The organism is Micromonospora sp. NPDC047670 (genome assembly GCF_043204915.1).
Classification (GTDB): Bacteria; Actinomycetota; Actinomycetes; order Mycobacteriales; family Micromonosporaceae; genus Micromonospora.
Genome location: NZ_JBIDDA010000002.1, coordinates 653,139 through 668,205, shown reverse-complemented (window position 1 = coordinate 668,205; position 15,067 = coordinate 653,139). Strand labels below are relative to the sequence as shown.

General features: G+C 74.0%; 13 protein-coding genes. 7 read left to right on the top strand and 6 right to left on the bottom strand.

The features are described from left to right. Positions 1–184: 184 nt before the first annotated feature. Both ACGF7U_RS07655 and ACGF7U_RS07650 read left to right on the top strand, forming a co-directional pair. Entirely contained in the window at positions 185–616 is a 432-nt protein-coding gene (locus ACGF7U_RS07655; protein ID WP_393104014.1) for a hypothetical protein, read from the top strand. Between the two features lie 47 nt (positions 617–663). After that, a complete protein-coding gene (locus tag ACGF7U_RS07650) occupies positions 664–939 on the top strand; it encodes a hypothetical protein (protein ID WP_393104012.1) in 276 nt (91 codons plus the stop codon). Between the two features lie 67 nt (positions 940–1,006). Here ACGF7U_RS07650 and ACGF7U_RS07645 read toward each other — a convergent pair whose 3' ends face one another. After that, a complete protein-coding gene (locus ACGF7U_RS07645; RefSeq protein ID WP_393104010.1) occupies positions 1,007–1,396 on the bottom strand; it encodes a MerR family transcriptional regulator in 390 nt (129 codons plus the stop codon). Positions 1,397–1,472: 76 nt separating this feature from the next. Here ACGF7U_RS07645 and ACGF7U_RS07640 point away from each other — a divergent pair, with 76 nt between their 5' ends. After that, on the top strand, positions 1,473–2,663 hold the full coding sequence (locus ACGF7U_RS07640; RefSeq protein WP_393104008.1) for an MFS transporter: 1,191 nt from the start codon (positions 1,473–1,475) through the stop codon (positions 2,661–2,663). A 163-nt stretch (positions 2,664–2,826) separates the two neighbouring features. Here the strand turns inward: ACGF7U_RS07640 and ACGF7U_RS07635 are convergent, their stop codons facing one another. From ACGF7U_RS07635 to ACGF7U_RS07615, 5 genes are all read right to left on the bottom strand, one after another. After that, positions 2,827–3,303: a hypothetical protein gene (locus ACGF7U_RS07635; RefSeq protein WP_393104006.1), complete on the bottom strand. Its 477-nt coding sequence runs from the start codon at positions 3,301–3,303 to the stop codon at positions 2,827–2,829. 1 nt (position 3,304) lies between these two features. Further along, on the bottom strand, positions 3,305–4,108 hold the full coding sequence (locus ACGF7U_RS07630; protein ID WP_393104004.1) for a L,D-transpeptidase: 804 nt from the start codon (positions 4,106–4,108) through the stop codon (positions 3,305–3,307). A 652-nt stretch (positions 4,109–4,760) separates the two neighbouring features. Continuing rightward, positions 4,761–5,468 carry an HAD family hydrolase gene (locus tag ACGF7U_RS07625; RefSeq protein WP_393104002.1) on the bottom strand — a complete coding sequence of 236 codons (708 nt, stop codon included), beginning with the start codon at positions 5,466–5,468 and terminating at the stop codon, positions 4,761–4,763. Between the two features lie 154 nt (positions 5,469–5,622). After that, positions 5,623–6,189, bottom strand: coding sequence for a TetR/AcrR family transcriptional regulator (locus tag ACGF7U_RS07620; RefSeq protein ID WP_393104000.1), 567 nt, complete (start codon positions 6,187–6,189; stop codon positions 5,623–5,625). A 111-nt stretch (positions 6,190–6,300) separates the two neighbouring features. Then, on the bottom strand, positions 6,301–9,006 hold the full coding sequence (locus ACGF7U_RS07615; RefSeq protein ID WP_393103998.1) for a glucosidase: 2,706 nt from the start codon (positions 9,004–9,006) through the stop codon (positions 6,301–6,303). 42 nt (positions 9,007–9,048) lie between these two features. Here ACGF7U_RS07615 and ACGF7U_RS07610 point away from each other — a divergent pair, with 42 nt between their 5' ends. From ACGF7U_RS07610 to ACGF7U_RS07595, 4 genes are all read left to right on the top strand, one after another. Then, positions 9,049–10,992 carry an amylo-alpha-1,6-glucosidase gene (locus tag ACGF7U_RS07610; protein ID WP_393103996.1) on the top strand — a complete coding sequence of 648 codons (1,944 nt, stop codon included), beginning with the start codon at positions 9,049–9,051 and terminating at the stop codon, positions 10,990–10,992. 142 nt (positions 10,993–11,134) lie between these two features. Further along, on the top strand, positions 11,135–12,466 hold the full coding sequence (locus ACGF7U_RS07605; RefSeq protein WP_393103994.1) for a glycosyltransferase family 4 protein: 1,332 nt from the start codon (positions 11,135–11,137) through the stop codon (positions 12,464–12,466). Positions 12,467–12,695: 229 nt separating this feature from the next. Next, complete coding sequence (locus tag ACGF7U_RS07600) at positions 12,696–13,505, top strand: metal-dependent hydrolase (protein WP_393103992.1); 810 nt, start codon at positions 12,696–12,698, stop codon at positions 13,503–13,505. 292 nt (positions 13,506–13,797) lie between these two features. Next, on the top strand, positions 13,798–14,997 hold the full coding sequence (locus ACGF7U_RS07595) for an MFS transporter (protein WP_393103990.1): 1,200 nt from the start codon (positions 13,798–13,800) through the stop codon (positions 14,995–14,997). Positions 14,998–15,067 lie beyond the last annotated feature (70 nt).

The following is a 15,067-nucleotide window of genomic DNA, read 5'->3' as shown; positions in this document are numbered from 1 at the left end:
GGCGGGCTACCCAGCGGCCCCCGGGTCGACTAACGTTTCCGTAACTCCGCAGCCAGCGCGTTCGCCGCCGCCGTCGACACGCCTCCGGCCGACCCCAGCCCCGTCCGATCGGTTGGTTCTCGCGGGAACTCCCTCTGCCGCGCCACCGGTTGGGCAGGATCGTCCCCAACGAGGAGGTGCCGTCGTGCAGGACACCCGCGCTCTCGCCCTGACGTTCGAGGTGAGCGGCCTGCCACCGGTCAAGACCGAGGCGCTGTCCATCTTCGCCGCCGGGCACCGGCAGGCGACGAGGGTCCGCGCCCTGCTCCTGGCGGCCTGCGAGGCGGCCCAGCGCACCGGCTGGACCCCGCTGTCGGGGCCGATCGAGGTGGACCTCGTGCTGCGCTGCCCGCCGGGGCACCGCACCTCCGACGCCAGCACCCTGCTGGGCGGGGTGTGTGCGGTGCTCCAGGACAAGAAGCGGGTGGCCAGCATCGGCCTGGCGCACCTCGGCGTCCTCGTGGACGTCGCCCTCTACGACGACGACCGGCAGATCCGCCGGCTGTCGTACGTCGAGGAACCGGCGGAGGACTTCTCGTACCAGGTGCGGGTCGCCGCCGTACCGAACGTGGTTTGACCGACGGCCGCGGTGGGGTACCGCGGACGCCGACGAAGGGAGCGCCGATGTCGGAGCCACACGTCACGCTGGACCCTCGCGGGCTCGATCCCGTGCAGCAGAAGCTGCGCGGCCCGCTGGAGGACCAGCTGACCTCGGCGCTGCAGGCCGCGACGGAACGGGTCAGCGCCAGCTACGCCGGCGAGCCGGTCGAGCAGGTCTGCCAGCGACTGCTCGACGAGACGCGCGGCGGCCTGCACCCCGACATCGCGGCCGGCTTCGAGCCGGACATGGACGAGTTCTGCCGGGTGGCGGTGGCGATCGTGCGCGGCGAGGTCTCCTGAGGCAGGCTGCCGGGCCCCCACACGACGAGGAAAGGTCGCGGGGACCGTCGGCGAGGACCGGCTTCGCTCATGCGTGCCGTGCGGCCAACGCGCGGCGGGTGACGTCTGCCGGGGCCGCGGCGATGACGTCGTTGAGGGCGGCCATCGAGGCCTGGAGGTCGGCGATGGCCTGGGCGATGCGGTCGCGCTCCTGGTGGAGGTCGGCGAGCAGGTCCGCGCAGGTGGGGACCAGACGATCGCCGTTGTCCCGCAGGCACGGCAGGACGGTGGTGATCGTCGAGGTGCTCAGGCCGGCCGCCAGCAGGCTGCGGATGCGGCGGACGACGGCCACGTCCTCCTCGACGTATTCCCGGTAACCGCTGGGGCGCCGCTGCGGATGGAGCAGGCCCTGCTCCTCGTAGTAGCGCAGCAGGTGCACGGCCACGCCGGTCCGCCGGGACAGCTCACCGATACGCACACGGCCTCCCCACGCCTCGCGGACATGCCCGCTCGACTTGACTCTCATACCGATGTGAGACTTTAGCCTCTGCGGCGTGAACGTGAACAAGGGTTTCGCGACGCTCGTGGCGTTGTGTGCGAGCGTCTTCGTCGTGGGTACCTCCGAGTACCTGATCGCCGGCCTGCTGCCCCAGGTGGGAGCCGACCTGCACGTCCCGATCGGAACCGCCGGACAGGCGGTGACCGCGTACGCCCTCGGCGTGGTGGTCGGAGGTCCGGTGGTGGCCCTGGCGACCGCGCGGCTGCCGCGAAAGGGCCTCGCCGTCGGCCTGATGCTGCTGTTCGCGGCCGGCAGCGCGATCAGCGCCGTGGCACCGTCGTTCGGTCTGCTCCTGGTGGGCCGCGTGGTGTCCTCGCTCAGTCACGCCGCCTTCCTCGCCCTGGCGCTGGTGACGGCGACCCGGGTGGTCCCGGCCGAGAAGACGGGCTCGGCCATCGCTACCGTCGCCTCCGGCTTCACGGTGGCCACGCTCCTCGGGGTGCCCCTGGGGGCGCTGCTCGGGCAGAGTGCCGGATGGCGGGTTCCGTTCGTCGCGCTGACCGCTCTCGCCCTGGCGGGCGCCGTGCTCCTGGCCGCCGTGCTGCCCCGGCAGGCGGCACCGTCGACGCGACCACGTGACGAGGTACGGGTGGTGACGCGTCGGCCCGTCGTGCTCGCGATCGCCACCACCGCGGTGGGCTTCTCCGGGGTCGCCACCGTGTTCACCTACATCGCCCCGCTGCTGACCCGCGTCTCCGGTTTCTCCGCCGCGATGGTCTCCGGTCTGCTGCTCGCCTACGGCGCGGGCAGTTTCCTCGGCAACCTCACCGCCGGGAAGCTGACCGACAGGTCCATGAGCGCGACCGTGCGCGGGGTCTTCGGCGGGCTGACGGGGACGCTCCTGCTCGTCCCGTTCGCCGTGGTGTGGCAGCCCACCGCCGTGGTCGCGGTGCTGGTGCTCGGCCTGCTCGCGACGGCGACCATCGCCCCGCTGCAGGGCCTGATCCTGCACCACGCGGGCACCGCTCCCACCCTTGCCGTCACCGTCAACGTGGGTGCCTTCAACCTCGGCGCCGCCGCGGGCTCGGTCATCGGCGGCGCGATCGTCGCCGCCGGCGCACTGCGCTGGACCGGCCTGGCGGGCGCGGCACTGAGCCTGATCGGACTGGCCCTGACCTATCTCGTCCTGCCCCGGACCCGGACGTCCACACAGGACGCCGAACGCGAGGTCCCCGTGGCCGCCTGACTCTCCCTCCAGTCGCCGCACAGGAGGTCGCCGTGCACGTCATCCGGATCTCTGGCCACGCTGGGGCTCGCCGGCCCGAGCCCGGTGGACCGGACGACCCGAGCACCCCGCGCGGGTCGTCCGGTCCACCGGCCGCCCGGCCTCGTCCACCGGCCGGGCGGCGTCAACGGCGGTGTCGTCGTCCCCCGAGGTCGCAGGAGGAGGCGAGCGCTCGCCGCACGGCCCTGCCGATCTCGTCGGCGACGGCCTCCGCCGGGACGACGATCGTGGTGTCCGTGAACACGAACCCGAGGCCGGCGCCCCGGTTCTCGGTGGCGACGACCACGTAGGCGCCGAAGGCGTCCCGCTCGACGCCCACCGCCCGGGTGCCCCGCGCGAACTCCGCGACGGAACGGACCTGCGCCGACGCCAGCAGCGGGCGCAGGAACCCCCGCACGTCGGCCGCCGTGACGTCCCGCAACGGCTGCTCGCCGGCCCGCAGGCCGTCGCACACCAGCGCGCCGAGCCGGCCGTCGGCCACGTCGCCGGCGACCGCCTCGCACCAGCCGTTCACCACCCTCGGGCCGCCCACGACGCGGGAGTGGCTGGACACGTAGAGGCGGCCGTCGTCGCGCTGGTAGACGTCGACCCAACCGCTCATCTCAGTAGCGGTCGAGGTTCGCGTACGGGCTGATCACGATGCGCGGGGACAGCGCCGGGTTGAGCCACCGCAGCACGGCCACCAGGTCGGCGTGCGAGAGGCTGACGCAGCCGGCGGTGGCGTTGCCGCCGCTCGTGCTGAACTCGTGCAGGAAGATGCCGCTGCCCGCGTTCGGCACGGGCTTCGCCACGTTCGGCGGCATGTTGTAGGTGATGACCGCGAAGTGCGTGTACGCGGGCGTCTCCCGCCACAGCGCCTCGCTGTAGCCGCCGGGGTTGGTGGCGCTGTGCTGGAAGGTGTTGTAGAGCGGGGAATCCGGGTTCTCGTTCCACCAGTCGCCGCTGACCAGGCGGTGGTACGGGTAGCGCACGCCCGGGTTGGCCGCGATGCCGTACATGGTCGGGCCGATGGAGTAGACCCCGGTCGGGGTGGTCGGCACCCCTTCCACGTGGTTGTCGCTGAACCCCTTAGAGCCGACCCGGGCGGGCAGCACGGCCGAGACCCGCCGCCAGTGGCCCAGCACCTTGGCGTACGTCTCGAGGGTCGCGTAGGTGGTGGTGTAGCTGGCGCCGCCGACGACGATGACCTGCCGGCACTCCACCGGCAGCGTCCGCAGCTTCGCGGCGCGGTTGTTCGGGTCCACCCACATGCGCCGGTCGCTCGGGTAGCGGGCCACGGTCGTGGTGCTGCTCCAGGTGTCCGGGGTCGCCACGACCGCGGGGGCCGCGGCGGCGCGCGCCGCGGGGGCGACGACGGCGGACGCCGCCGCGCCCGCGGCGGCAAGCAGCAGACCTCTCCGGTTCACGCCGCGCGTCCTGGCAGCCGGCACACGTTCCCGCGATTCCCTGGCAGCATGGTTCCCCTGGCCCCTTCGTGTAAGGCCGGGGTCGGCATGGCACCTGCCGGGCGGGTCAGGACCGGGTCCGCAACTCCCCGGCCCTGACCCCCAGCCGTCCGGCGTGGTAGCGGACTTCGCCGCGTGAGCCCGCGGGCGTGGCACGCCGCCCACGCCGGGCCCAACGCGGCGAGCCTGCCGCCTGCACTCAGCTCCACGGTGCCCAACTACCGGACTTCGGCACGCCCCCGACTCACCCCGAAGAGCCGTGAACGCCGGATCAGGTTAGGCGCGCGTTCGCGGGCCGGACAAGGACGAACCGGGGCCGGGCGAGCGTGATTGATGTCAAGGTGAAAAAGCGGCATGTCGACGTAACACGGCCCTGTGGGCCAGCGCTGTTCCCCGTCGAGGCGACCACTGCGTCGAGGTGCCCGTGCCGTCGCCGGCGACCAGCGTACGGCCCAGCGGACGCGGACCGGACGAACGGGCGGCCGCGAGCCGGATCAGCGCGATCCGGATGCGGTTTCCGGCGTCGGCGGTGGTGGGCTCGGCGCGGTCGCACGCGCGCCCTGGCCGAGGACCCCCCGAGACGCGGTCCGCCGCCGGGGTGCGGTGATCCGGCTCAGAAGTGGAGCAGCAGTTCGGGGAAGGCGGACAGCCGCAGCACGCCCGGGTCGGTCGGGTCCAGCTCGTCCTGCTCCAGCACCCAGGTGTTGTCGTTGGGGATGAACACGGCGTTCATGCCGGCGGCGCGGGCGGGCAGGATGTCGGACTTCGGGGAGTTGCCGACCATCCAGGTGACCGCCGGGTCGAGGGCGTGCTCCCGGGCCAGCCACCGGTAGGTGTCGACGTCCTTCTCGCGCACGATGTGCGCGGCCCGGAAGTGGTGCAGCAGCCCGCAGGCGTCGAGCTTGCGCTGCTGCTCCTCACGGTCACCCTTGGTCAGCAGCAGCAGCTCGTGCCGGGGAGCCAGCTCGTCCAGCGCCTCGGCGACGCCGGGCATCAGCTCGACCCGGTGCTCGACCAACGCCGCCGCGAGGCCCTCGATCTCGCGCCGCTCCGCCTCCGTGGCGGGCCGCCGGCGCAACCGCTCCAGGCACTCCGCCAGGCTGCGCAGGAACACCTTGCTGCCGTAACCGTGGGCGACCGCGTTGGCCCGCTCGATGTCGTCGAGGATGGCCCGGGTCTCGGCCCGGTCGAGGGTCGGGTGGTCCAGCCACTCCAGGAAGTCGTCGATCACCCGCTCGAACAGGACGTTGTTCTCCCAGAGCGTGTCGTCGGCATCGAAGACGAGCACCTGCCCGTCGCGCCGGCGCGTCGTGTCCCCCATGGCTGCTCCTCCCGTCGACGGCCGCAGCCACGGTACTGGGCGCCGCCGGCCGGGTCATCCGGGTTCCGCCGGGGCGCCCCGGCGAGCCGGCACCCGCAGCAGGCAGGGGCAGCCGGTGGCGTGGACACACTCCGGCGGGCAGCCGGTGGCGGGGTCACGGTCCGGCGAGCAGCCGGGCGACGGCCATCTCCTCCCGCTGCTCCTGCGTGTCCGGGCGCAGCCGCCCGCCCCGGGTCAGCATCACCATGCCGTGCAGCAGCGCCCAGCCGAGCTCGGCGAGCGTGTCCGGGTCGCGGCCGGCCGCCAGCGGCGCCACGGCGGCGCGCAGCTCGGCGAAGGCGGCCCGCGGCGCGCCCGGCGCCGGGTCGCGACCGAGGGTGAGGTCCGCGGTGTGGGCGAGCATCGTGTCGTACACCTCGGGATTGGCGTACGCGAAGTCCAGGTAGGCGCTCACCACGGCCGGCCAGCCCACGCGGTCGCCGGCACCGGCGCGGGCGGCGGCGAGCGCGGCGGCCAGGTCGGCGAAACCCCGCACCGCCACGGCGGACATGAGCGCGGCCGGGTCCGGGAAGCGGCGGTAGAGAGCCTCGATGTCGACCCCGGCGCGCTCGGCCAGGCGGCGGTGGGTCGCCGCCGCCCACCCCTCGGCCTCGACCAGCTCGCGGACGGCCGCGACCAGGCGGTCCCGCTCGGCGGCGTCTGCTCCCTCTGCTGGCGACACCCGGTCGATGCTACTGACGGTCACGGCTTTCGGCCGTTCCGCGACGGATTGGCGACTCTCCGCCGGTATGGCGGGCGCCCGGCGGGAGAGGCCGGTGCGGTGGCGGCGGGGTCAGCGGCGCAGCGTGAGGATCAGGTCGGCGACCAGCGCCGTCCAGCCGGTCTGGTGCCAGGCGCCCAGGCCGGCGCCGTTGTCGCCGTGGAAATACTCGGGGAAGCAGATCAGGTCCCGCCAGTCCGGGTGGGTCTGGAAGAGCTGGGCCGCGCCGTAGATCGGCCGTCGGCCCCAGCCGTCGCGGGTGAACAACGAGATCAGCCGCGCGGAGAGGTCGTCGGCGATCTCGTCGAGGGTCCGCTTCACCCCCGAGCGGGTCGGGTACTCCACCTGCAGGTCGTCGCCGAAGAAGGCCGCGTAGTCGCGCAGCGCGCTGATCAGCAGGAAGTTGGTCGGCATCCAGATCGGGCCGCGCCAGTTGGAGTTGCCCCCGAAAAGGCCGCTGGTCGACTCGGCCGGCTCGTAGCCGACGCTGAACTCCTGGCCGCCGAGGGTCACCGAGAACGGCTTGTCCAGGTGCGCCCGGGACAGCGTGCGCAGGCCGTACTCGGAGAGGAACTCGTCGGGGTCGAGCATCCGGGCCAGCAGCCGGACGATCTGCTCCGGGCCGACCATGGACAGCAGCCGGTGTTGGCGGCCGTCGGGGCCGAGCCGCCGGGCCCCGATCACGTCGGCGTACTCGGGGCGGTTGGTGAGGAACCAGCGCAGCCGGGCGCCCAGCTCGGGCAGCCGGTGCAGGGTACGCGCGGTGAGCCGGGTGGTCGCGGCCAGCGGCAGCAGACCCACCACCGAGCGGACCCGCAGCGGCACCTTGCTGCCGTCGGCGAGCCGCAGCACGTCGTAGAAGAACGCGTCCTCGGCGTCCCACAGCCCCTGCTCGTACGCGGCGGCGGCGATGTAGGCGAAGTGCTCGAAGAACTTGGTGGCGGTGTCGACCCAGGTGCGGTCGTGCTCGGCCAGCACGACGGCGATGTCGAGCAGGTTGAGGGCGTACATCGCCATCCAGGCCGTGCCGTCGGACTGCTCCAGCACCCCGGCCACCGGCAGCGCCGCCGAGCGGTCGAACGGGCCGACGTTGTCCAGCCCGAGGAAGCCCCCCTCGAAGACGTTGTCGCCGAGGGTGTCCTTGCGGTTGACCCACCAGGTGAAGTTCAGCAGCAGCTTGTGCATCACCCGGGCCAGGAAGTCGTGGTCCCGGCTGCCGTCGATCTCGAACACCTTGAGCGCCGCCCAGGCGTGCACCGGCGGGTTCACGTCGCCGAACGCCCACTCGTACGCCGGGATCTGCCCGTTGGGGTGCAGGTACCACTCGCGCAGCAGGAGCAGCAGTTGCTCCTTGGCGAAGCCGGGGTCGACCCGGGCGATGCTGACGCAGTGGAAGGCCAGGTCCCACGCCGCGTACCAGGGGTACTCCCACGGGTCCGGCATGGAGATCACGTCGAAGCTGTTCATGTGCCACCAGGCGCTGTTGCGCCCGTGCCGGCGGCCCGACGGCGGCGCGGAGCCCGGGTCGCCGTCCAGCCAGCGCCTGACGTCGAAGTGGTAGAACTGCTTGCCCCACATCAGCCCGGCGATCGCCTGCCGGGCGACCAGGGCCTCGTCCGGCGTCGCCGCGGCCGGGATCACCCCCGCGAAGAACCGGTTCGCCTCCGCGCGCCGGGCCCAGAGGACCGCGTCGAAGCCGTCGCCGAGGTCCGCCGGCGGGGGCGGGGTGCCGCCGGGCGGCGGGGCGGTGCGGGTCAGCCGCAGCCGGATCCGTCGCTGCGCGCCGGCCGGCACGTCCAGCACGTAGTGCAGCGCGCCCTTGGTGCCCTCCCGCGCCGGGTTGACCGTGGCTGCCCCGTCGACCACGTGGTCGTTGATGCCGTCCTTCGGGTAGCGGGACCGGCCCGGCAGCCCCCAGAGCCGCTCGGCGTTGCTGTCGTTGTCACAGAGCAGCGGGGTGGGCTCGCCGTCGCCCTCCAGCAGCAGTTGGCCGAGCACCCGGTGCTCCCCCACCAGCCGCGAACCGTCGCCGACCAACCGGGGCACCCGGTCGCCGCCGGGCAGCCCCCACGCCCACGTGTTGCGGAACCAGAGGGTGGGCAGCACGTGCAGGGTGGCGGCCCGGTCGCCCCGGTTGGCGACCGTGACCACGATGCACATGTCCGTCGGGCTCGCCTTGGCGTAGTCGACGGTCACCGCCCAGTACCGGTCGTCGTCGAAGATGCCGGTGTCGACCAGCTCGTACTCGGTGTCGTCCCGGCCGCGCAGGGCGTTCACCGCGACCAGCTCGTCGTACGGGAAGGCGGCCTGCGGGTAGTGGTAGCGCCAACGCATCCAGGAGTGGGTGGGCGTGGAGTCCTCGTACCACCAGTACTCCTTGGCGTCCTCGCCGTGGTTGCCGCCGTCGCCGCCGAGGCCGAACATCCGCTCCTTGAGGATCGGGTCCTGGCCGTTCCACAGCGCCAGGGCGAAACAGAACGTCTGCCGGTCGTCGCAGACGCCCGCCATCCCGTCCTCGCTCCACCGGTAGGCTCGGGACCGCGCGTGGTCGTGCGGGAAGTAGTCCCAGGCCGTACCGTGCTCGCTGTAGTCCTCCCGTACCGTCCCCCACGCCCGTTCGGACAGATAGGGACCCCATGCGCGCCAGTCCTGCTCCCCGGCGTCGGCCTGAGCCAGCCGGAGCCGTTCGGGGTCGGGCGCGCGGTCGTCGGTGGGCGGTATGTCGGTGATCACTCGCACATCTTCGACGCCGCCGGGGGACTTCACCACACGGGCCATTCTCGTCGTGGTCTGTCGCACGCCGCCGCTGGTGGAGGAAAGTTGATCGACATTGGTTTAGGTCCGCAGGTGTGCGGGGAGCTGGCCGGCGGGGCGACCCGGGAGTGGCTGGTCACCGACGGTCTCGGCGGGTACGCCACCGGCACGGTGAGCGGGCTGCGCACCCGCCGCTACCACGGTCTGCTGGTGGTGGCCGGGGAGACGCCGGCGTCCCGACGGGTGGGACTGGCGAGCCTGGACCCGGCCGTGCTGTTCCCCTCGGGCGCCCGGGTGCGCCTGGGCGCGCACGAGTGGGCCTCCGGCGACGTCGACCCGCGCGGCTTCGAGCTGCTGGAGCGGTTCGACCTGACCGACGGCCTGCCCCGGTGGCGCTGGCGGATCGGCGACGTGGTGATCGAACGGGAGCTGGCGATGACGCGCGGCCGCCCGGGCGTCGCGGTGGTGCACCGGCTGGTCTCCGGCGGGCCGGTGCGGCTCGACCTGGCGGCCGTCTGCACCTGGCGGGACGCGCACGGCGAGCGCCGCGCCGACGGCCCGGCCCCGCGGGTGGAGCCGGCGCCCGGCGGCGCGGTGGTCGAGAGCGGGTTCCGGCTCGCCGGACCGGACTGGACCCCGCAGGGCCAGTGGTGGCTGGGCGCGCACCACCGGGAGGAGGCGGCGCGCGGCCTGCACCCCGACGAGGACCTCTGGTACGCCGGCCGCTTCTCCGGCGAGCTGGGGCGCCCGGGCGACACGGTGTCGGTGCTCGCCTGGGCGGGCGACCTGGCCGAGGAGCCGCCGCCCGCGACCGAGGTGGTCGCGGCGGCCCGGTCCCGCAACCGGCTGGTCGTGGCGGCGGCGAAGCCGGCCGACCCGGTCGAGGCGACCCTCGCGCTGGCCGCCGACGCGTTCGTGGTCCGCACGGGCACCGGGCCGGACGTGGTGGCCGGCTACCCGTGGTTCGGCGCCTGGTCGCGGGACACGATGATCTCCTACGAGGGGCTGTTCCTCTGCACGAACCGGGCCGACGAGGGGCGGGAGCTGCTGCGGTCGTACGCGGCGACGCTGTCGGAGGGAATGCTCGCCAACACCGCCGACACCGGCCGGGTGGAGTACAACACCGTCGACGCGACGCTGTGGTTCCTGCACGCGGTGAGCCGGCACGTCACCGTCACCGGCGACACGGACCTCGGCGACGAACTGCTGCCCGCGCTGCGCGGGGTGGTCGACGCGCACCTGGCCGGCACCCGGTTCGGCATCGCCGTCGACCCGGCCGACGGCCTGCTCACCCAGGGTGGCACCCCGGGGACGGCGCTGACCTGGATGGACGCCCGGGTGTACGGGGTGCCGGTCACGCCACGCACCGGCAAGCCGGTGGAGGTCAACGCGCTGTGGGTCAACGGGCTGGCCGGCCTCGCCGAGCTGACCGAGCTGGCCGGGCGGGACGCGACCGGCCTGTGGCGGCTGCACGAGCGGGCCGTCACCGCGTTCCGGGACCGGTTCCCCGCCCCGACGGGCTGGCTGCACGACGTGGTGGACGCGCCCGCCCCGGCGTACCCGCTGGGTGGGGCCGCGCACCACGACGACGACCTGCTCCGCCCCAACCAGCTGCTGGCCTGGTCGCTGCCGTACGCCCCGCTGGAGCCCGACGAGCCCACCCTGCGCCGGATCGCCGCCGGGCTGCTCACCCCGCTGGGCCCGCGCAGCCTCTCCCCCGACTCGCCCGAGTTCGTCGGTCGGCACCGGGGTGGGCCGGCCGAGCGGGACGGCGCCTACCACCAGGGCACGGTCTGGCCCTGGCTGCTCGGCCCGTACGTCGACGCGGCCCGGCGGGCCAAGATGCCGGTCGACGACCTTTTCGTGGGCATCGAGTCCCATCTGACCGAATTCGGGCTAGGATCGGTGAGTGAGACGGCCGACGGCCTCGCGCCGCACGGCGCGACCGGTTGCCCGTTCCAGGCGTGGTCGGTCGCCGAGGTGCTCCGCGCCCGCCGCACCGGTCGGTAGCGCTTTACACGACCGCAACGGCGGCGTCTCCGCTGGTTAGCCAACCACCAGCAGGATGGGTCCCGATCCAGTCGCGACGTCCGGCGGGCACCTGCCACGGTGCCGGTCCGCGCGCGCTCGGGGACAACTCAAAGGGGGCCGCATGTCACCTGACGCCGACGTGATCGACATCCACCCCGCCCGGCCGCAGCGGGTGCTGATGCTCTCCTGGGAGTACCCGCCGGTGCTGGTCGGTGGCCTCGGCCGACACGTGCACGCCCTGTCGGTGGCCCTGGCCGCCGCCGGGCACGAGGTCACCGTCGTCACCCGCCACGCCGACGGCGCACCCCTGGAGGAGTACGCCGACGGCGTCCGCATCGTCCGCGCCGCCGAGGACCCCGTCACCTTCCCCCTGGCCACCTCCTCGCTGCTGGCCTGGACCATGGCCTTCAACCACACCCTCACCCGCGCCGCCCTGCGCGCCACCGAGGCCGGCACCTACGACGTCATCCACGCCCACGACTGGCTCGTCGCCCACACCGCCATGACCCTGCGCGAACACCTCGACATCCCCCTGGTCAGCACCATCCACGCCACCGAGGCCGGCCGACACCAGGGCTGGCTGCCCGAGGAGATGAACCGCACCATCCACGGCGTCGAACACTGGCTCGCCAGCGAGTCCGGCCGCGTCATCGCCTGCTCCGGATACATGCGCGACCAGGTCGCCACGCTCTTCGACGTGCCGGCCGACCAGATCGACGTGGTGCCCAACGGGGTCGACGACCGCGCCTGGCGGGCGCGACCCCGGGCGGTCGCCTCGGCCCGGGCCCGGTTCGCCGGCGACGGTCCCCTCGTCGGCTACGCCGGCCGGCTCGTCTACGAGAAGGGCGTGCAGCACCTCGTGCACGCCGTGCCGTACCTGCGCGAGCGGCACCCCGGGCTGCGGGTGGTGATCGCGGGCGACGGCCCCTACCGCGCCGAACTGGAGGAGGAGGCCCGCCGGCTCGCGCTCGGGCAGACCGTACGCTTCGCCGGCTTCATGGACGCCACCCAGCTCCCGGCGGTGCTCGGCGCCACCGACGCGACGGTGGTGCCCAGCCTCTACGAGCCGTTCGGCATGGTGGCGCTGGAGGCGGCGGCGGCCGGCGCGCCGCTGGCCGTGGCCCGCACCGGCGGCCTCGCGGAGATCGTCGAGCCGGGCGTGACGGGCGTGACCTTCCCGCACAGCGACCCGGACGCCCTCGCCGGCGCGGTCGACCAGCTCCTCGGCGACGAGGTCTTCGCCCGGCGGGTGGCCCGGCGGGCCCGCACGATGGTCGGCCGGCGGTACGGCTGGGCCACGATCGCGGCCCGGACCGCCGGCACGTACGCCACCGCCCGCCGCGACCACGACCCGGCGCAGGCCCGCCGGGCCGCCGCCCGGCTCGGCGGGACCCGCCGGAAGATCACCATCCCCGAGGGGAACCTCCTCGCGGTCGGCGGCGCCGCCTGCTGAATCGGGGCTACGGCGCGCCGCGCCACCCCTCGGCACACCGTCGCGTGGCCGACAGAACGCCACCCGCCGGCCCACCGGCCGGCGATACTTCCTGGTGGCCCCGGCGGGGCCGCACGCCCCCTCCCTCGCACCGCCCTCTGTGGACCGTCCGGGTGATGCCCCTGCGCCACGGCGGCGAACTACAGTGGCGTAGTTTGGCGCTCAAGATCCCTGGGGAGGGTGAGCCGACATGATGGGACCGTCCCACGCGTTGTCCGGCGCGGCGGCGTGGCTGGCCGGGTCCTGGGCGCTGGACCACTTCGCCAACTACCACCAGACCCCGCTGGAACTCGCCGTCGGCACCGCGGTCTGCGCCGGTGGGGCGCTCTTCCCCGACCTCGACCTCTCCGGCAAGGTGACCCGCAACCAGGGCGGCGCGACCGTCGCCCGCACCTTCGGGGTGTTCTCGCTCTTCATCGCCGAGGTGATGGAGAAGATCTCGCTCGGGGTCTACTACGCCACGAAGCTCAGCAAGGACCCGCGCCGCAACAACGGCCACCGGACGCTGACCCACACCATCCCGTTCACCCTGCTGGTCGGCTGGGGCACCACCGCGCTCTGCGCCGCGTACGGCAAGTGGGCGGTGATCGGGATCCTCTTCTTCATGTTCGGGCTGGCCCTGCGCGGGCTGTTCGACAAGTGGGCGGAGCGGGCCGGCTGGGTCATCGTGACCCTCGCGTCGGCCGCGGCGGCCTGGTTCACCTTCGCCAACCTGCCCGGCGGCCGGGGCTACCCGCTGATCGGCACCGCCGTCGGGGTCGGCTGCTTCGTGCACATCCTCGGCGACATGATCACCAGGGCCGGGGTGCCGATCCTCTGGCCGATCCCGATCAAGCGCCGGATGTGGATGCCGGTCGGCCTGCCCAACAAGATCGCCCTGCGCGCCGGCAGCAAGACCGAGGTGGTCGTCGTCCGGGCCGTGCTGACGGCGATCTCGGTGCTCGCGGCGCTCGGGCTGGTCGCCCCGTCGGTGTTGCAGCGCTTCAACATCGAGGGCTGACCCGGCCGGCCCGGGCGTCGCGGGTGGAGACTCGTCGGCGACGCCGGTCGGCCCGCCGAGGGCGCTGGCGCCTCCGGCGGGAGTGATCGGTCGGGGCGGTGTGGCGACCGGCCGATGGGTTATCGTCGGCGGGTGATCCCGGTGGAGGCCGTCGCTGCCGCGTACGCGCGGTGGATCACGCCCGCCCTGCCGCTCTACGGCAACGACCACGAACGGGCCGACTTCGCTCCCTGAACCGCTCCCGGTTCCCTCGCCTCTTCCCCAACCCGAAGCACACCGGGAGCGATGCCTCATGTCCGTCGACAATCCCGGGATCCTGATGGTGCTGCGCGCACCCCAGGTCCTGCGCGTCCTCGTCAGCAGCCAGGTCGGCCGGCTGCCCACCGCCAGCGGGCCGCTGGCGCTGTTGTTGTTCGCCCGGCAGTCCCTGAGTCTGGCCACCGCCGGGCTGCTCGTCGCCGCGTACACCGCCGGCATGGCGGTGGGAACGCCGCTGCTCGCCCGGGCGGTGGACCGCTGGCGGCAGCCGCCGGTGCTCTGGGGTTCGGCCGTGCTCTCCGGCCTCGGGTTCGGCGCGGTGGCGCTGACCGACGGGCACCTGACCGGGGCGATGCTCGGCGCGGCGGTGGCCGGGCTCGGCACGCCGCCGTTGGAGGCCTGCCTGCGCACCCTCTGGCCCGGCATGCTCCCGGCGACCGCCGTGCCGACGGCGTACACCCTCGACATCGCCGTGCAGGAGGTCATCTTCGTGGTGGGTCCGCTGGTCACCGTGCTCGCGGTGACCCTGGGCGGGCCGTCGGCCGGACTGGTCGCCGCCGCGCTGGCGCAGCTCGCCGGCACCGCGGCGTACGCGACGGCACCCGCCGTCCGGGCGTGGCGCGGGGTGCCGGCGGCGCGGCACTGGGCCGGCCCGCTGCGGGTGCCCCGCTTCACGGCCATGGTGGCCGGGGTGGTCGGCGTCGGGGCGGCGGTCGGCAGCATCGCGGTGGCGGTGACCGGCTACGCGGAGGCGGTCGGCGACCGGCGGCTCAGCGGCTGGCTGCTCGCGGCACAGGCGGCGGGCGCGCTGGCCGGCGGACTGCTCTACACCCGGGCGCGGCCCGGCGGCCCGGGTCGGCTGCCGCTGCTGGCCGGCGTTCTCACCGTCGGGTACCTGCCGCTGCTGCTCGCCCCCGGCCCACTGCCGATGGCCGGCCTGCTGGTGGTCAGCGGGCTGGCGCTGCCGCCCGTGCTCACCGCCGTCTTCCTCGCCGCCGAGCGGCTGGCGCAGCCGGGGACGGTGGCCGAGGCGTTCGCCTGGGTGGCCACGGCGTTCGTGATCGGCAGCGCCGCCGGCTCCGCGCTCGCCGGCGCGCTGGTGTCGGCCGATCTCCGGTACGGGTTGGCCGTGGCGCCCGGCGCGGCGCTGCTCGCGGCACTGGTGCTGTGGGGCGTCTCGGCGGCGGGCAGGCCCCGGGCCCGGCTGATGGCGACGCCGCCCAGCAGTCGGTGACGAGTCGATGGCTGGGCGTGTCGGGAGGTCCTTGGTTGGCGCAGGTGAACGACCGACACCACAGAGGAGA

What these genes read in the sequence shown, in the direction of transcription:
- ACGF7U_RS07595 (WP_393103990.1), top strand. Translation starts at nt 13,798, where the DNA reads ATGTCCGTCGACAATCCCGGGATCCTGATGGTGCTGCGCGCACCCCAG.
- ACGF7U_RS07600 (WP_393103992.1), top strand. Translation starts at nt 12,696, where the DNA reads ATGATGGGACCGTCCCACGCGTTGTCCGGCGCGGCGGCGTGGCTGGCC.
- ACGF7U_RS07605 (WP_393103994.1), top strand. Translation starts at nt 11,135, where the DNA reads ATGTCACCTGACGCCGACGTGATCGACATCCACCCCGCCCGGCCGCAG.
- ACGF7U_RS07650 (WP_393104012.1), top strand. Translation starts at nt 664, where the DNA reads ATGTCGGAGCCACACGTCACGCTGGACCCTCGCGGGCTCGATCCCGTG.
- ACGF7U_RS07625 (WP_393104002.1), bottom strand. Translation starts at nt 5,468, where the DNA reads ATGGGGGACACGACGCGCCGGCGCGACGGGCAGGTGCTCGTCTTCGAT.
- ACGF7U_RS07635 (WP_393104006.1), bottom strand. Translation starts at nt 3,303, where the DNA reads ATGAGCGGTTGGGTCGACGTCTACCAGCGCGACGACGGCCGCCTCTAC.
- ACGF7U_RS07615 (WP_393103998.1), bottom strand. Translation starts at nt 9,006, where the DNA reads ATGGCCCGTGTGGTGAAGTCCCCCGGCGGCGTCGAAGATGTGCGAGTG.